This window comes from Herminiimonas aquatilis, from assembly GCF_042665175.1.
GTDB lineage: Bacteria > Pseudomonadota > Gammaproteobacteria > Burkholderiales > Burkholderiaceae_D > Oxalicibacterium > Oxalicibacterium aquatilis.
On the sequence record NZ_JBHTCC010000001.1, the window covers coordinates 18177 to 32898 of the forward strand.

The 14722-nt window shown below is 51.1% G+C and carries 15 protein-coding genes and 1 tRNA gene; 5 read left to right on the top strand and 11 right to left on the bottom strand.

What is annotated here, in order from left to right; translation table 11 throughout:
• Positions 1-102: 102 nt before the first annotated feature.
• From clpP to ACFQO0_RS00085, 3 genes are all read right to left on the bottom strand, one after another.
• A complete protein-coding gene (clpP, locus tag ACFQO0_RS00075) occupies positions 103-732 on the bottom strand; it encodes an ATP-dependent Clp endopeptidase proteolytic subunit ClpP (protein WP_382231863.1) in 630 nt (209 codons plus the stop codon).
• Between the two features lie 29 nt (positions 733-761).
• Positions 762-2108: a trigger factor gene (gene tig, locus ACFQO0_RS00080; protein WP_382231865.1), complete on the bottom strand. Its 1347-nt coding sequence runs from the start codon at positions 2106-2108 to the stop codon at positions 762-764.
• A 29-nt stretch (positions 2109-2137) separates the two neighbouring features.
• Positions 2138-2224: transfer RNA gene (locus ACFQO0_RS00085), tRNA-Leu, on the bottom strand.
• A gap of 370 nt (positions 2225-2594) precedes the next feature.
• Here ACFQO0_RS00085 and hpnC point away from each other — a divergent pair.
• The 3 genes from hpnC to hpnE all read left to right on the top strand — a co-directional run bounded on the left by hpnC (position 2595) and on the right by hpnE (position 5791).
• Complete coding sequence (gene hpnC / locus ACFQO0_RS00090; RefSeq protein ID WP_382231867.1) at positions 2595-3434, top strand: squalene synthase HpnC; 840 nt, start codon at positions 2595-2597, stop codon at positions 3432-3434.
• Positions 3435-3589: 155 nt separating this feature from the next.
• Positions 3590-4423, top strand: coding sequence for a presqualene diphosphate synthase HpnD (gene hpnD / locus ACFQO0_RS00095; protein WP_382231869.1), 834 nt, complete (start codon positions 3590-3592; stop codon positions 4421-4423).
• A 42-nt stretch (positions 4424-4465) separates the two neighbouring features.
• Entirely contained in the window at positions 4466-5791 is a 1326-nt protein-coding gene (gene hpnE / locus ACFQO0_RS00100) for a hydroxysqualene dehydroxylase HpnE (protein ID WP_382231871.1), read from the top strand.
• Between the two features lie 32 nt (positions 5792-5823).
• Here hpnE and radA read toward each other — a convergent pair whose 3' ends face one another.
• Both radA and alr read right to left on the bottom strand, forming a co-directional pair.
• Positions 5824-7194, bottom strand: coding sequence for a DNA repair protein RadA (gene radA / locus ACFQO0_RS00105; RefSeq protein ID WP_382231873.1), 1371 nt, complete (start codon positions 7192-7194; stop codon positions 5824-5826).
• Between the two features lie 11 nt (positions 7195-7205).
• Complete coding sequence (alr, locus tag ACFQO0_RS00110; RefSeq protein ID WP_382231874.1) at positions 7206-8312, bottom strand: alanine racemase; 1107 nt, start codon at positions 8310-8312, stop codon at positions 7206-7208.
• A gap of 157 nt (positions 8313-8469) precedes the next feature.
• Between alr and lplT the strand changes: the two genes are divergently transcribed.
• A complete protein-coding gene (gene lplT / locus ACFQO0_RS00115; protein ID WP_382231876.1) occupies positions 8470-9732 on the top strand; it encodes a lysophospholipid transporter LplT in 1263 nt (420 codons plus the stop codon).
• Positions 9733-9792: 60 nt separating this feature from the next.
• Here lplT and ACFQO0_RS00120 read toward each other — a convergent pair whose 3' ends face one another.
• Genes ACFQO0_RS00120 through tsaB form a run of 4 tightly spaced genes read right to left on the bottom strand, consistent with a single transcriptional unit; the run spans position 9793 to position 12788 of the window.
• Positions 9793-10773, bottom strand: coding sequence for a DUF1853 family protein (locus ACFQO0_RS00120; protein ID WP_382231878.1), 981 nt, complete (start codon positions 10771-10773; stop codon positions 9793-9795).
• Positions 10751-11593 (bottom strand): uracil-DNA glycosylase, encoded by an 843-nt coding sequence (locus ACFQO0_RS00125; protein ID WP_382231880.1) that lies wholly within the window; start codon positions 11591-11593, stop codon positions 10751-10753. The genes ACFQO0_RS00120 and ACFQO0_RS00125 overlap by 23 nt, the downstream gene beginning before the upstream one ends.
• On the bottom strand, positions 11590-12093 hold the full coding sequence (gene rimI / locus ACFQO0_RS00130; protein ID WP_382231882.1) for a ribosomal protein S18-alanine N-acetyltransferase: 504 nt from the start codon (positions 12091-12093) through the stop codon (positions 11590-11592). Before rimI ends, ACFQO0_RS00125 begins: the two co-directional genes overlap by 4 nt.
• Positions 12090-12788, bottom strand: a complete 699-nt coding sequence (tsaB, locus tag ACFQO0_RS00135) for a tRNA (adenosine(37)-N6)-threonylcarbamoyltransferase complex dimerization subunit type 1 TsaB (RefSeq protein WP_382231884.1) — start codon at positions 12786-12788, stop codon at positions 12090-12092. The genes rimI and tsaB overlap by 4 nt, the downstream gene beginning before the upstream one ends.
• A gap of 127 nt (positions 12789-12915) precedes the next feature.
• On the opposite strand from tsaB, the gene ACFQO0_RS00140 reads away from it, so the two are divergent.
• Positions 12916-13338 (top strand): thioredoxin family protein, encoded by a 423-nt coding sequence (locus ACFQO0_RS00140; protein ID WP_382231886.1) that lies wholly within the window; start codon positions 12916-12918, stop codon positions 13336-13338.
• Between the two features lie 119 nt (positions 13339-13457).
• Here ACFQO0_RS00140 and ACFQO0_RS00145 read toward each other — a convergent pair whose 3' ends face one another.
• On the bottom strand, positions 13458-13661 hold the full coding sequence (locus ACFQO0_RS00145) for a cold-shock protein (protein ID WP_009665193.1): 204 nt from the start codon (positions 13659-13661) through the stop codon (positions 13458-13460).
• Positions 13662-13937: 276 nt separating this feature from the next.
• Complete coding sequence (locus tag ACFQO0_RS00150) at positions 13938-14645, bottom strand: hypothetical protein (RefSeq protein WP_382231889.1); 708 nt, start codon at positions 14643-14645, stop codon at positions 13938-13940.
• Positions 14646-14722: the final 77 nt, after the last annotated feature.

The following is a 14722-nucleotide window of genomic DNA, read 5'->3' on the forward strand; positions in this document are numbered from 1 at the left end:
TCGTCACGTCGTGCACGAAATCAACATTAACCAAGATCACAATGTAAAACGCCCGAACGTTGAAGCGCCCGGGCGTCACTTTGTACAACAATTACAATCCTATCAGGATCGCGTTGCTAAAACACTATCAATCATGCCGTATTCGACAGCAGCCGCGGCTGACATGAAGTTGTCCCGATCAGTATCTTTGCTGATCTCATCAATTGACTTGCCGGTTCTTTCAGCAAGAATCGCATTCAGACGTTCACGCAGATAAAGAATTTCGCGCGCTTGGATTTCGATATCCGAAGCCTGGCCTTGTGCGCCGCCCAATGGCTGATGAATCATGATGCGTGAATTAGGCAAAGAGAAACGTTTGCCTTTTTCACCAGCAGCCAACAGGAAAGCACCCATCGATGCAGCCAGACCGGTACACAGCGTCGAGACATTCGGTTTAATGAATTGCATCGTATCAAAAATCGCCATGCCTGCCGAAACAGAACCGCCTGGCGAATTGATATACAAGGAAATATCCTTGTCCGGATTTTCGCTTTCAAGGAACAGCAACTGCGCAACAATCAGATTGGCCGAATGGTCATTGACCGGTCCGACCAAAAAGATAATGCGCTCTTTCAACAAACGCGAATAAATATCGTACGCGCGTTCGCCGCGACCGCTCTGCTCGATCACCATCGGGACCATACCGAGCATGTCAGTATCGAGAGCGGAAGTACGAGTCATGCTAGTAGTCATGTGCTTTCCTTATGGAGCGCACAAAGCGATTAGCCTTGTGCGTTATTGCCCATCAATTCATCGAACGCAACCGACTTGTCGGTTACTTTGGATTTACCCAACACGTAATTGACGACGTTTTCTTCCAATACAAGAGCTTCTACTTCGCCCAAACGATTACGGTCGCTGAAATAATACTTCAGAACCTGAGTTGGGTCTTCGTAGCTCTGTGCGAACTCTTCAACTTGCGCTTTGACTTGTTCTGGTTTTGCTTGCAGGTCGTTCGCTTTAACGACTTCGGCCAGGATCAAGCCCAAACGTACGCGACGCTCTGCTTGCTCGGTGAACAATTCAGCAGGGAAAGGCAAGTCGCTGACTTTCATGCCGCGCTGTGTCATGTCTTGACGCGTCGATTCCATCAAACGCTGGGTTTCTTGATCGATCAGCACTTTAGGCACATCGAATTCGCTGATCTTGATCAATGCATCCATGACGCTGTCTTTGGTACGCGCTTTTACGCGATTGCTGACTTCACGTTCCAGATTTTGTTTGACGTCTGCACGCATTTTGGTCAGATCGCCGTCTTCGATACCCAGCGATTTTGCAAATTCTGCATCGACTTCTGGCATGTGCGCCCATTCGATTTGCTTCAGGGTGATCGTGAACTCGGCGGTTTTGCCGGCTACATCTGCACCGTGGTAATCGGCTGGGAACGACAATGGGAAAGTTTTGGACTCGCCGACTTTCAAGCCGATGGTGCCGGCTTCGAATTCAGCCAGCATGCGGCCTTCGCCCAAAACAAATGCGTAGCCTTCTGCTTTGCCGCCTTGAAATTCAACGCCGTCGATAGTGCCAACGAAATCGATGGTTACGCGATCGCCGTTTTTAGCGGTCAAATCCGAACCGCCGTCGCCGTGTGCGCTTTGCTCGCCTTTGACGTGGTAATGCACACGTTGCTTGCGCAGGATATCGATGGTTTTATCGATTTCAGCGTCGCTGACTTCAACAGTTGTCTTTTCGATTTCTGCTGTAGCCAGATCGCCTACCTTGATTTCTGGGTAAACTTCGAATGTTGCGTTGAAAGCCAATGTGCCTTCAGCGACGTCGTCGTTCTTGGCTTCAATTTTTGGATAACCAGCGACCCGCAGCTTGTTTTCGCTGGTTGCTTCGCCGAATGCCTGGCCGACTTTGTCGTTCAGCACTTCGTTTTCGATTTGGTAGCCATATTGTTGCGCGACCATTTTCATCGGTACTTTACCGGCACGGAAGCCTGGCGCCTTGACCGTGCGAGCACGGACCTTCAGACGTTTTTCAACTTCCGCTTGTACATCAGCCATTGGCACGGTGATCGTGATACGGCGTTCAAGTTTGTCCAGAGTTTCGACTGCAGTTGCCATGTGAATCGTCCAAATAAATAAGAATTCTGTGGTGCGAGGAGGGGGACTCGAACCCCCACACCATTGCTGGCGTCAGGACCTAAACCTGGTGCGTCTACCAATTTCGCCATCCTCGCGGGAATGTGCACTAAGTGCGCAAATACAAAAGCAAAGGGCGACCTGGAAGTGAAACTGTGGGTCGCCCTGCACTGCCTTTTGTATCGGCCGTTCAACTTCAACCCGGGATTTTACTGGATTTTGCAGCACCTGCGCAGATTTTGACAGTTTGCCTACGTCATTGTCTTGATTAGCCCATACCCGAAAGGCGTTCTGCCCTTGTTTAAAGGCAATTCCAGATGTCTATCGCCAACAAAATACATGAGAATTGTTGCAACGCATATTTGCCTGTAAGACACGCATTTTCATTTACTATGCGGGCTGGCCTCCTGCTTCGTTGGCATGGATTTACGAGCAGATCATCTCTACGCGCATTGAATTACTCCATCCATGGCTGTCGATCACTACGAAAATTTTCCTGTCGCCTCAATTTTGCTGCCTGCACGATTACGTCCTGCGGTCGAAATCATTTATGCCTTTGCCCGTAGCGCCGACGACCTTGCAGATGAAGGCGATGCAGACGCGGATGAACGCCTTGCAGCGCTTGCTGCATATGAGAATGGTCTGGACCAGATCGCGGCGGCAGTTATACCCAGCGACGCCTTATTTCGCGACTTGGAAAAGGTGATTACTGAATATCGATTACCCTTGCAACCCTTTCGCGACTTGCTATCAGCCTTCAAACAGGATGTGGTCACGACACGTTATGCCGATTTTTCAGTGCTACTCGATTACTGCCGTCGCTCAGCCAATCCGGTCGGCACCCTCATGCTTCATCTTTACGGTGCCGCGACTGAAAAAAACCTGCGCGATTCCGATGCCATCTGCTCGGCGCTACAGTTAATCAATTTCTGGCAAGACGTTGCTGTCGACATACAAAAAGCGCGTATTTACATACCACTGGATGACATGCAGAAATTTTTGGTGAATGAAGACCACATCACAAGCCAGCGGCCTGACGATGCTTGGTGCAAGCTGATGCAATTTGAAGTGGCCCGCGCCCGCAGCATGCTGCTTTCAGGCGCACCCTTGGCATTACGCTTGCCGGGCCGTATCGGCTGGGAATTGCGCCTGGTCGTCCAAGGTGGCCTGCGGATTCTCGAGGGTATAGAGGCCGTCGATTACGACGTCTTTCAACAGCGTCCCAAACTAGGTAAAAGCGATTGGCTGCTACTGGTTTGGCGCGCGATCACAATGAAAGTGAATTCAACGGCAGGGCCGTCAAGATAAAACAATTAGTACAACCATTTTGTACGCAGCGTTGTATTCCCATCAAAAGAATCAGACACAAGACAGCGACATTATTTGTCCCGATTGCCTTAGTCGGCTAGCATAGCGGCTTCATCAGCGCCAAGCGCTCTACCTGCTCTACTTGCCCTACTTTTATGTCACCCGACGATTACTGCCAACAAAAAGCCGCTCAGAGCGGTTCCAGCTTTTACTACAGCTTCCTTTTTCTGAAGGCGGATCGCCGACTCGCCATTACTGCGCTGTATGCATTCTGCCGCGAGGTCGATGACACCGTTGATGAATGTACCGATGTCGGAATTGCGCGCACCAAGTTGAGCTGGTGGCGTTCCGAGGTGGCCGCGATGACATCAGGCACGCCAACGCATCCGGTTGCGAAAGCGCTGCAACCTCATCTGGCGACCTTTTCACTGGATACACAACATTTGCTGGCGATCATCGATGGCATGGAAATGGATCTTGATCAAACGCGCTATCTCGATTTCCCCGGTCTGCAGAAATACTGCTGGCACGTCGCCAGCGTTGTCGGCATTTTGTCCGCCAAGATTTTCGGCGTCACTCATCCGCAAACGCTGGAATATGCGGAAAAACTGGGACTCGCATTTCAACTCACCAATATCATTCGCGACGTCGGTGAAGACGCCCGCAAAGGCCGTATCTACCTGCCGGTCAACGAGCTGCAGCAATTCAACGTCACCGCTGCCGATATTTTGAACGCGCGCCACAGTGAAAATTTTGAAAAGCTGATGCAGTTCCAGGCAGCGCGTGCACAAAAATATTATGACGAGGCATTCGCCTTGTTGCCGAAAGAAGACCGTCGGGCACAACGTCCAGGATTGATCATGGCGGCGATTTACCGCGCTGTTCTGAATGAAGTGGAACGTGACGGCTTCCACGTTTTGAACCAGCGTATTTCGCTCACACCGATACGCAAGCTCTGGCTCGCATGGATCACCTATGTCCGCGGTTGATGCGGCTTATGTATAGCGCGCCCTGCTTGATATGAACAAATCATGAGCAAATCCATCGCTGTCATCGGTGCCGGTTGGGCAGGATGCGCAGCGGCGGTCGAACTGGCGACAGCCGGCCATAACATCACACTGTATGAATCGTCGCGGACATTAGGCGGTCGCGCACGCGCGGTCGATATCAACGGCCAACTGCTGGATAACGGACAGCATATTCTGCTGGGTGCATATTCAGAAACCTTGCGCATGTTGCAACGCGTGGGTGTCGATGCTGACAAAGCCTTGCTGCGCCTGCCTTTGCAAATGCGCTATCCAGGAAATTCCGACGGAATGGATTTTGTGGCACCACGACTTCCCGCTCCTTTCCATTTGATCGCCGCCTTGTTGCGCAGCAAAGGCCTTGTTGGCGCTGACAAAATGGCTCTCGCTCGCTTCTCTTCAGCCGCTCGCTGGATGGATTGGCGTTTGAATACCGACTGCAGCGTCAGCGAATTATTGCAACGCTTTGACCAAACCGAACGTCTGATCAAGTTGATGTGGCGACCGTTATGCATTGCTGCACTCAACACGCCACCAGAACGCGCTTCCGCACAAATTTTTCTGAATGTGCTGCGCGATAGCCTAGGCGCGCGACGGGCCGCATCCGACATGTTGATTCCTCGTGTGGATTTGAGCAGCTTGTTTCCGCAACAAGCCGCCGCGTTGATTCAGCAATATGGTGGCGCAATCAAACTCGGCACGACGATTAAAACAATTGTCAGGAGCGGCGATGGCTGGCGCCTCACGCAAGATAAAGCAGAAAGCGAGATGTACGACGCGATTGTCGTCGCCACCTCGGCAAGCCAGGCTGGCTCTTTGCTGACCGATCCAGCCATGGCGGCAGATATCCCTGCTTTTGAATACGAACCAATCACCACTTGCTATTTGCAATATCCATCCGCCACAAAGCTTGATATTCCGTTTTATGCGTTAAATGATGATCCCGAAGCACAATGCTGGGGACAATTTGTATTTGATAGAGGTCAACTGGACGCCACGCAAAGCGGTTTGTTTGCGGTAGTGGTTAGCGCATCAACAGAAGCGATTGCGTTGGGACATGAGGCGTTGTCAGCAGCAATTGCAAAACAACTTGCCGACGCTCTGCAAATGCCACATTTGGCGACGCCGGAATGGAGGCGGGTTATTACCGAAAAACGGGCGACGTTTTCCTGCACTCCCGCCTTGCAACGTCCGCAAGAACATACCGGGCTGCCGGGTCTTGTTTTAGCGGGCGACTATCTGGCCAGCGACTATCCGGCCACGCTGGAATCCGCCATACGCAGCGGTATCAAAGCGGCAAAGCTTTTGAATGAAAACCTCATGTCAGTCTGAATAAGCAACTTGGCCAAACCGGCCTTTTGCTTTCATTCATATTCCCGCACACGATTCAATGCTTCATCAATCCGTTCGACCGCGATGATGGTTAAGCCTTCTATCTTTTGTTTGGGTGCATTCGACTTGGGAATCAAGGCTAGCGAAAATCCCAGCTTGGCCGCTTCGCGCAAACGTTCCTGACCACGCGGTGCCGGACGAATTTCACCAGCCAGTCCTACTTCACCAAACACGACCAAACCGCGTGGCAAAGGTTTACTGCGCATCGAAGAATGAATCGCCAGCAATACCGCAAGATCGGCCGCAGGTTCAGTAATTTTGACACCACCAACCGCATTGATGAAAACATCCTGATCGAAGGCGGCGACGCCGGCATGCCGGTGCATGACCGCCAACAGCATCGCCAACCGATTTTGCTCAAGCCCGACTGATAATCGGCGCGCATTCGGCAAATGCGAGGTATCCACCAGGGCCTGAATTTCTACCAGCAATGGCCTCGTTCCTTCTTGCGTCACCATCACGCAAGCGCCGGGGACAGGATTATCATGCTGGGACAAGAATAAGGCGGAAGGATTGGACACACCTTTCAATCCTTTTTCCGTCATCGCGAATACGCCCAATTCGTTGACTGCGCCAAAGCGATTTTTAATCGCGCGGACCAAGCGAAAACTGGAATGTGTATCCCCTTCGAAATACAAAACCGTATCGACGATATGTTCCAGCACGCGCGGCCCGGCCAATGCACCTTCCTTGGTGACGTGACCGACCATGATGATGGTAATACCGGTCTGCTTGGCGACCCGCGTTAGTTGCGCTGCGCACTCGCGCACTTGCGCAACTGAACCCGGGGCCGAACTGAGCGCGTCCGAATACACCGTCTGTATTGAATCGATAACCGCAACATCCGGCTTGTGTTCGGCCAAGGTATTAAGAATTTTTTCCAGCTGAATTTCAGCTTGCAGCTTCAAATCTTTTGCATCAACCGCAAGACGCTTGGCGCGCAGTGCAATCTGTGCACCCGACTCTTCACCGCTGACGTACAAGACTTTTTTGATCTTCGATAGATTCGCGAGCGCTTGCAGCAACAGGGTCGATTTGCCGATACCCGGGTCACCACCGATCAACACCACTCCGCCCGCAACCAGACCACCACCAAGCACACGATCAAACTCTTCGATACCGGTACCAAAGCGCGGTACGTCGGTCGCCTCGATATCGGCCAGACTCAATACAGGCGCGGATTGCGTCAAACCCTGGTGTTGCACCGAAAAACGATTCGACCCAGTTTCCACGACAGTTTCCACCAGGGTATTCCATGCGCCGCAAGCCGGGCACTGACCACCCCACTTATTGGTAATACCGCCACATTCGCTACAGGTGTAATTGGTTTTGGCTTTTGCCATCAGGGTCTATTTCAAATGGAGTGGTTAGGTTTCTCAAGCACATCGATTTCGGCAATCTGTACACGTGGTGCGATCGCACACATCAATTCATAACCGACAGTACCCGCAGCGTTCGCAACTTCATCAATCGGCAGATCGTTTCCCCACAACACGACTTTGCTGCCGACACGAGCATGGGCAATCGGCGTCAGATCGACAGTAATCATGTCCATCGATACGCGCCCTACCATCCGCGTCCGAATGCCATCGACCACGATCGGCGTACCGGTGGGAGCATGACGCGGATAGCCATCAGCGTAACCGCATGCCACTACACCAATCGTCATTGCCTTGTCGGCGACAAAGCTGCTGCCATAACCAACAGCATCGCCGGCAACGATATGCTGGATGCCGATGATTTCGCTGCGCAGGGTCATGGCAGGCTTTAAACCAAATGTCTCAGCAGTCGTGTTTGCCGGCGTTCCGCCATACAGCATCACACCTGGCCTAACCCAATCCGCAGCGCACTCAGGATGAATTAGATCAGCAGCAGAGTTTGACAGGCATCGCTCGCCGGGCAAACCTTCCACGGCAGTGTGAAAGCGCCGTACCTGCTGCGCCAGCGATACTCTGGGATTGCTTGCATCTTCTGCATTGGCAAAATGCGTGAGGAAGGAAATATCCTGTACAGCGGGTATGGCGTGCAGGCGTTGATAAACGGCCTTGCATGCCGATGGCAGAAAACCCAAACGATTCATGCCGCTATTGATTTTCAGATGCACATTCAGTCGACCGCCCAGTTGCGTACTTTCCAGCATCTCGATTTGCTCGATGCAATGCACAACCGTATCCAGCCTATGCTCAATTATTGCTGCCAGGTCAGACGTGTCAAAAAAACCTTCCAGCAAGACGATGCGTTTTTGCCAGCCGAGCTGCCGCAACCTTGCTGCATTATCTACTTCGATCAAGCCCAGACCGTCCGCCTCGGCGAAGCCGCGCATGCTTCGCTCAAGACCATGTCCGTATGCATTTGCCTTTACGACTGCCAAGACTTTGGAATTCGGCGCGCAACGTTTTGCGACGCCAAGGTTATGTCGCAAAGCAGCAATGTTAATAGTGGCAACGAGCGGTCGAGGCATACGCAAATGTAAAGAAAGTTAAATCACAAGCCAGGTTCAAGAAGAGTGCCTTATTTTACCGGACGCATCCCACTGAATGACGGCCATTTCAATCGAAGTTCCATATTTTCATGGTATAAAGCAGACCGGAGATACATAGACAAATAGATCAATACGGATGAATCGCGGTTTTTACACCATCATGGCGGCGCAGTTTTTTTCATCGCTCGCCGACAACGCCCTCCTCATTGCGGCTATCGCTTTATTGACAGTAATGAAGTCACCCGATTGGATGACTCCATTGCTGAAGCTTTTCTTCGTCCTGTCTTATGTATTGCTGGCTGCATTTGTTGGCGCTTTCGCAGATGCCCTGCCTAAGGGGCGCGTCATGTTCGTGACCAATCTGATCAAGATCTTCGGTTGCGGCATGATGTTCTTTGATGTGCATCCACTGATCGCGTATGCAGTAGTCGGCTTTGGCGCGGCAGCTTATTCACCCGCCAAGTACGGAATTTTGACTGAACTGCTACCGCCGGAAAAACTGGTCGCTGCAAATGGTTGGATCGAAGGTCTTACGGTTTCGTCCATCATTCTCGGTACCGTGATGGGTGGCGCATTGATCAATCCTGGCATCGCGGCAAAATTGCTTGCTTTCGATTTTCCATTCTTTAATTTCGGCATCGATACACCCGCGGAAACCGCCCTGTGCATCATCGCCGTTGTCTATCTGCTGGCCGCGCTGTTCAATCTCAAAATCCCGGATACCGGTGCGCGCTATCCGCATCAGGAACGTAACCCGATCAAATTGATCGGCGATTTCGCACACTGCTTTACGACCTTGTGGAAAGACAGGCTCGGTCAGATTTCACTTTCTGTCACGACTCTGTTCTGGGGAGCCGGTGCGACCCTGCAATTCATCGTCTTGAAATGGGCGGGTCAATCATTGGGCATGCCGCTGGACAAAGCCGCCATCCTGCAAGGAGTTGTGGCCGTTGGCGTTGCCATCGGCGCTGTCGCAGCGGCCCGCTTTGTCCCCTTGAAGAAATCATTATCCGTGATGCCTCTGGGTGTCATTATGGGTATCGTCGTTATTGTCATGACCATGGTGCACTCGGTCTGGCTGGCCTATCCTTTACTGGTATTGGTCGGTGCCCTGTCCGGTTATTTCGTCGTACCGATGAACGCTCTGTTGCAACACCGTGGCCACGTGTTGATGAGTGCAGGTCATTCGATCGCCGTGCAAAATTTCAACGAAAACCTGTCGGTGCTGACGATGTTGCTACTCTATGCGCTGATGGTCAAACTCGACTTGAACATCAACATTGTCATCGTACTGTTTGGACTATCTGTTTCCGGCATCATGTTGCTGATCATGCGCCGCCATGCTGCCAATCAGCGTGAACATGATTCGCTATCCTTGATTGGCGAACACAAGCATTAATCTTCGTATTTAATCTTCAACTGATGAGCCAGATTGTCTCTAGCCTTGCTTCGTGGCCCTTTATGTCGATGAATGTGCCAGCTTCACTCTTTGTCCAGCACGCGTACGCCAGTCATCCGGCACGATAAATCCGCGTCGCACCTCCGTCGCCACATCACCATTTACTTCAAGTAACGCAATCAGCACGGGCATCGTATCGTCAACGAAATATTCAGCCAGGTGGCGCTGTAATGCTTGCTTATCCATCGCCTGCTGCGCAGGCAATTTGGCTGGTGCGAGCCACTGCAAACGCGGCAAGATAATGTAGCGCTCGGCGCGTAAATTCACGGTCTCGGAAAACGTACACCAGAAGCCGCGACAATGCGCAACTGATGTGCCGAACAAAGGGGAGTGTTGTGGCTCATTGTGCGGATAAAACAGCCAGCCTTTGACGAGCGCCTGCGCACAGTCAACAGGTTCGGGGAGGTGGATTTGTGCGGCGGGATGTGTGGAAAGAAGTAATTGCCGGTCAAGTATCTTGTACATTTTTGCACCCAGCGTGTCCGCAAGATTAGGGCCAACAAAGTAGTCAGCATCGTCGCCCGCACCGCTGGACTCGAGCAAATAGAATTTGGTGGCGAATTCCCAATGGATTAGCTTTTCATTTATCCATAGCAGAAAATCGAATTCTCCTATCGTGCTATTTTTCCCTGCTCGCACTTGAACCCCATGCGCAAAGAGTACGTCCTGCCCCTCAAGGAAAAAAGCCATCAACTTCTCGGCATAACGACCTAGTCTCGCGAAGGGTTGCAACTCCAGATAGCTGTGAAGGACGTCCGGCTGGCGATCTAGATTTTGCAACCAGACATCCAGACCTTCCAGCATCTGTACTGGCATCGTCGCGATCTTGCCATGCCATTGTGGCGCGTATGTATCGAGCAGATCGGGCGCCAACAATAACCACGCCAACGCGCGTACGTGAGGATCGTTCAGATATCCACAACGCCGGTGGAATTCAAATTGAAAACTATCCGCAGATTTAAACGACTGCACTGCTGGCATAGGTTTGCATGGCCAGACACAAGTCGGCCCAAGTCTTACTCTTTTCTGCTGGACTGCGCAGCAAGTACGCCGGGTGATAAGTGACGATGACAGGTAGCTCGGCATAGCGATGCACGGTCCCGCGCAACTTGCTTAATGTTGTCGCCGGGTCCAGCTTCAGCAAAGACAGCGCCGCTGTTTTTCCAAGGGCGACGATGACCGTCGGCTTGATCAATGCAATTTGCCGCTCAAGATAAGGTAGGCACGCATTTACCTCATCTCCAGTGGGCGCTCGATCGCGTTTATTCGAGTCCGTCGGTCTGCACTTCACGACATTGGCAATGTACGTGTTTTCACCGCGCCTCACCCCCATGGCGCCAAACATATTGTCCAGCAGCTTGCCAGCCGGACCTACGAAAGGCTCCCCCTGGAAATCCTCGTTTCGTCCCGGACCTTCGCCGACAAACAACCATCTGGCTTTTTGATCGCCAACGCCAAATACCGTTTGAGTGCGGCTTTTACATAAATCGCATTGCGTGCAAGTCGATACTATCGATTGCAGCTGGTTCCACTCCATGTGCGCAACATCGTTGACAGGCATCGCGGGTTTCACTAAAGCTTGTACCGGTGCGATAATTTTTGCCGGCTCTGCATCCCCCCATGCCGATGACGTTGGTTCGGCAATCCGGGCCTCGGCGGCCAGTACGATAGGGGGAGTTGCAGGCTGCGTGACCAGCGCCTCTTCGTCGGCTTGCAGCAGGGCTGCGGCACTACGTTGCGACCATACCGGCCCCAAGCCCATTTCAGTCAAGAATGTCACACGCCGGTTTTGATCACTCATAAATCCAACTTCATTACTATTGCATCTTCCCTTTGATTATTCGGAGCCGGGTAATATCCTTTGCGAATACCGATGCGGGCAAAACCATAACGTTCATAAATTTTTTCAGCACGAGTATTGGATGGACGCACTTCGAGTATCAGCGCAGGCAACTTTCTTTCAAGCATGATGGCCTTCGCCTTGTTCAGCAATAACAGTCCTATCCCCTGACCTTGCAAATCGCGTTGTACCGTGATGTTTAGCAAATGTGCATCATCAACGGATGGCATCAACAAGAAATAGCCATTCAATATGCCTGCCCCATCGCGAAGTATCCAGGTTTCATAGCCGCTGTTGATGGAATCAAGAAAATTCCCACGCGTCCACGGGAACGGATAAACGTCATTTTCAATCGCCAGCACATCGCTGATATCAGCCGACTGCATTCGATAAAAATACAACTTCAGGGTACGCGGTGGCGGTGATGGCAACGGCGGAATCGGACTTTGCACAGAACTCATGCAGCCTCCTTAGCTACCTTCGCAAGACGTTCGTTCGTCGTCAGCGCAATTTTGTTACGCAAATACAGAGGTTCGGCAGCGGCAACAGGCACACTCAATCCCTGAGCCAAGGCAATCGCACCCAAATGTGCAATGTGGATCGCGTGCGGCACCCAATCTTTCAACGCCGTGCTAAAAAAAGATCTTGATGAAAATGCTGCAGCATAAGCATTCAATCCATTACCACATGCAACGACATCCCCCATTGGCAACACATCCCCCGGCGCTGACAAAGTCGGAGGTACAACGATATGCCACGCTCCATCAAATTTGTACTGCGCCCAATATACTTCGCCCATGCGCGCATCCAGCACGGTCAATACATCGCATGCACCATTTTTTTCATGACAAGCCTGCGCCAGTGCCAGTAATGTCACTGTAGGCAACACCGGAAGATCCGCACCGTAGGCCAATCCTTGTGCGATCCCGCAGGCGGTACGCACACCGGTAAATGAACCTGGGCCGGAGCCAAACGCAATCGCATCGCAATCGGCCAGCTTGATATACGCATCGGCAAGCAGCTTCTGCACCATGGGCAAGATGCTTTGGGAATGCGTAACGACACCAGTCGCCTCTGCTGACGTCATGACACCGTCATGCAACAGAGCTGCGGAAGCCAGTTCCGACGAAGTTTCTATAGCGAGAATAGTAGACATGGCGGTATTTTACAGCGCGTACGCGGGAAGTCGCTTGGAACGTACGCAACTGTTCAGAGAAATAGTCAAAAAATTCTATACCTGCAGTGATTCACTCTCGCCCGGGAGAAACCGGTAAAATACCGCCATGCCAAGTGTCACCCTAAAACCGGAAAACCTGCATCAGCTCGCGCAACGCATGAAAGATGACGTATGGGTTGTTGCCTGCCTGTGTGCGGCCTGGTGCGATGTATGTACAAGCTACCGCCCAGGATTTGACGAACTGGCAGCGCAACATCCGGACAAGCTTTTCGTTTGGATTGATATTGAGGATCGCGCAGATTTAGTAAGCGATTTTGATGTTGAAAATTTTCCTACGCTGTTAATTCAACGCGGTGACGATGTCATGTTCTACGGCACCACGATGCCTGATCCTCGCATCGCCAATCGCCTGATCACATCACATGCAGAAAAAAATGAATCTGAATTAAAGAAGCAGGCACAAGGCAGTGCCGAATATAGAGAGTGGCAGCTAGAGCGCAATCTCCGGAAGGCATTGACTCAAGCCTGAGGTGCATGCGCGTGCCACTTGCGCCTTGAGCTTCACCTCAAAATTTTGAATACCCAACCAAAATTCAGACAAAAAAAATCCCCGGCGAACCGAGGATTTTCTATTTCGCTTGATTCAGCTTAGATAGGCTGAATGTTCGAAGCTTGCTTGCCTTTAGGGCCAGCAGTCACTTCAAAAGAAACGCGTTGGTTCTCTTGCAGTGATTTGAAGCCGCTCGACTGGATAGCCGAGAAGTGAGCGAACAGATCTTCGCCGCCTTCGTCAGGGGTGATAAAGCCGAAGCCCTTCGAATCATTGAACCATTTTACGATACCAGTTGCCATTGCAATTCCTAATTTCAGTTAAGTTGGGCAGTTGCCCGTTAGATCGTTTCAACCAAGACAGGAATGACAGACAGACTGCACCACTAGCTCGAATCTCAACGATGATTGATTATATACCGGATAAAACTAAAAAAGTTAAACTTTGATAATTACGCAATATTGCAATGAAAAACGAATGATTTCCAACATTTAAATAGCCTTGCCCGCGCGGAAATATGCGGCTTTTCAAGCTGATCAAACTCTTTCATCCTGTCAACTTTACAAGTGGACGCAATATCAATTTGCTTTCATACCTTCTTTTTCAGCCTTCTTCTGCAGTATTTCTTTCTGGCGAGCCTCCGAGGCTTTTACCTTTTCCTCATATTTTTTAATATTTTCAGCCCGTTTTAGCTCTTCAACGGCCTCATTCGCCTTTAAATTCTGCTGCCTCTCGACATATTCCGCATTTTTCTTTGCATAAGCATCAGCACGTGCCTTGCGCTCAGACTCCTTCGCTACACTATTTTTTTCGCTTTCGCTATTTTGCGCATCCGTTACTGCTCTATTCTCACCCGATGTTTCATTCAACATCGGCTTGCCTGCATTCTCGGCCGCTTTTTCTGCCAAGCGACGATCGCGTTCAAGCACACGAGCATGACGTATATAAGCATTTGCCTCGACTTCTAGCGGTTTTACCGCTAACAAATCCACACGGTGGCGCTCAGCCGCCTTGTTCAAGCATGACGTCGTAAAGAATTTAGGATGACAGATACGTTGATCTACCTTGTAGCGGGCTTCAATATTGGCACGTGCTGCTGCCACCATTTGAAGAGCGCTACTTGCTGCTTCTTGCGATTGAATCGACCCGGCTGGATATTGCTCAAGCACCTCTTGCACCGAATACGTTTGCAAGGCTGCCTCGTCTATCCGTGAGGTTTCCGCCGAAGAAAACTGGCAGGAAAAAAGTATCGAGCTGGCTGCGAATATCTTTAATATCAATTTCATAAATTACAGTTTCGAGTAAGGTTAAATGCCGCTTTTATAAATTGCATTTTCTGAATACCGGCGTTAATTCTTGTCCG

Excerpts from the sequence above, each read along its gene's own strand:
- clpP (WP_382231863.1), bottom strand. The coding sequence starts at position 732 with ATGACTACTAGCATGACTCGTACTTCCGCTCTCGATACTGACATGCTC.
- tig (WP_382231865.1), bottom strand. The coding sequence starts at position 2,108 with ATGGCAACTGCAGTCGAAACTCTGGACAAACTTGAACGCCGTATCACG.
- hpnC (WP_382231867.1), top strand. The coding sequence starts at position 2,595 with ATGGCTGTCGATCACTACGAAAATTTTCCTGTCGCCTCAATTTTGCTG.
- hpnD (WP_382231869.1), top strand. The coding sequence starts at position 3,590 with ATGTCACCCGACGATTACTGCCAACAAAAAGCCGCTCAGAGCGGTTCC.
- hpnE (WP_382231871.1), top strand. The coding sequence starts at position 4,466 with ATGAGCAAATCCATCGCTGTCATCGGTGCCGGTTGGGCAGGATGCGCA.
- radA (WP_382231873.1), bottom strand. The coding sequence starts at position 7,194 with ATGGCAAAAGCCAAAACCAATTACACCTGTAGCGAATGTGGCGGTATT.
- alr (WP_382231874.1), bottom strand. The coding sequence starts at position 8,312 with ATGCCTCGACCGCTCGTTGCCACTATTAACATTGCTGCTTTGCGACAT.
- lplT (WP_382231876.1), top strand. The coding sequence starts at position 8,470 with ATGAATCGCGGTTTTTACACCATCATGGCGGCGCAGTTTTTTTCATCG.
- ACFQO0_RS00120 (WP_382231878.1), bottom strand. The coding sequence starts at position 10,773 with ATGCCAGCAGTGCAGTCGTTTAAATCTGCGGATAGTTTTCAATTTGAA.
- ACFQO0_RS00125 (WP_382231880.1), bottom strand. The coding sequence starts at position 11,593 with ATGAGTGATCAAAACCGGCGTGTGACATTCTTGACTGAAATGGGCTTG.
- rimI (WP_382231882.1), bottom strand. The coding sequence starts at position 12,093 with ATGAGTTCTGTGCAAAGTCCGATTCCGCCGTTGCCATCACCGCCACCG.
- tsaB (WP_382231884.1), bottom strand. The coding sequence starts at position 12,788 with ATGTCTACTATTCTCGCTATAGAAACTTCGTCGGAACTGGCTTCCGCA.
- ACFQO0_RS00140 (WP_382231886.1), top strand. The coding sequence starts at position 12,916 with ATGCCAAGTGTCACCCTAAAACCGGAAAACCTGCATCAGCTCGCGCAA.
- ACFQO0_RS00145 (WP_009665193.1), bottom strand. The coding sequence starts at position 13,661 with ATGGCAACTGGTATCGTAAAATGGTTCAATGATTCGAAGGGCTTCGGC.
- ACFQO0_RS00150 (WP_382231889.1), bottom strand. The coding sequence starts at position 14,645 with ATGAAATTGATATTAAAGATATTCGCAGCCAGCTCGATACTTTTTTCC.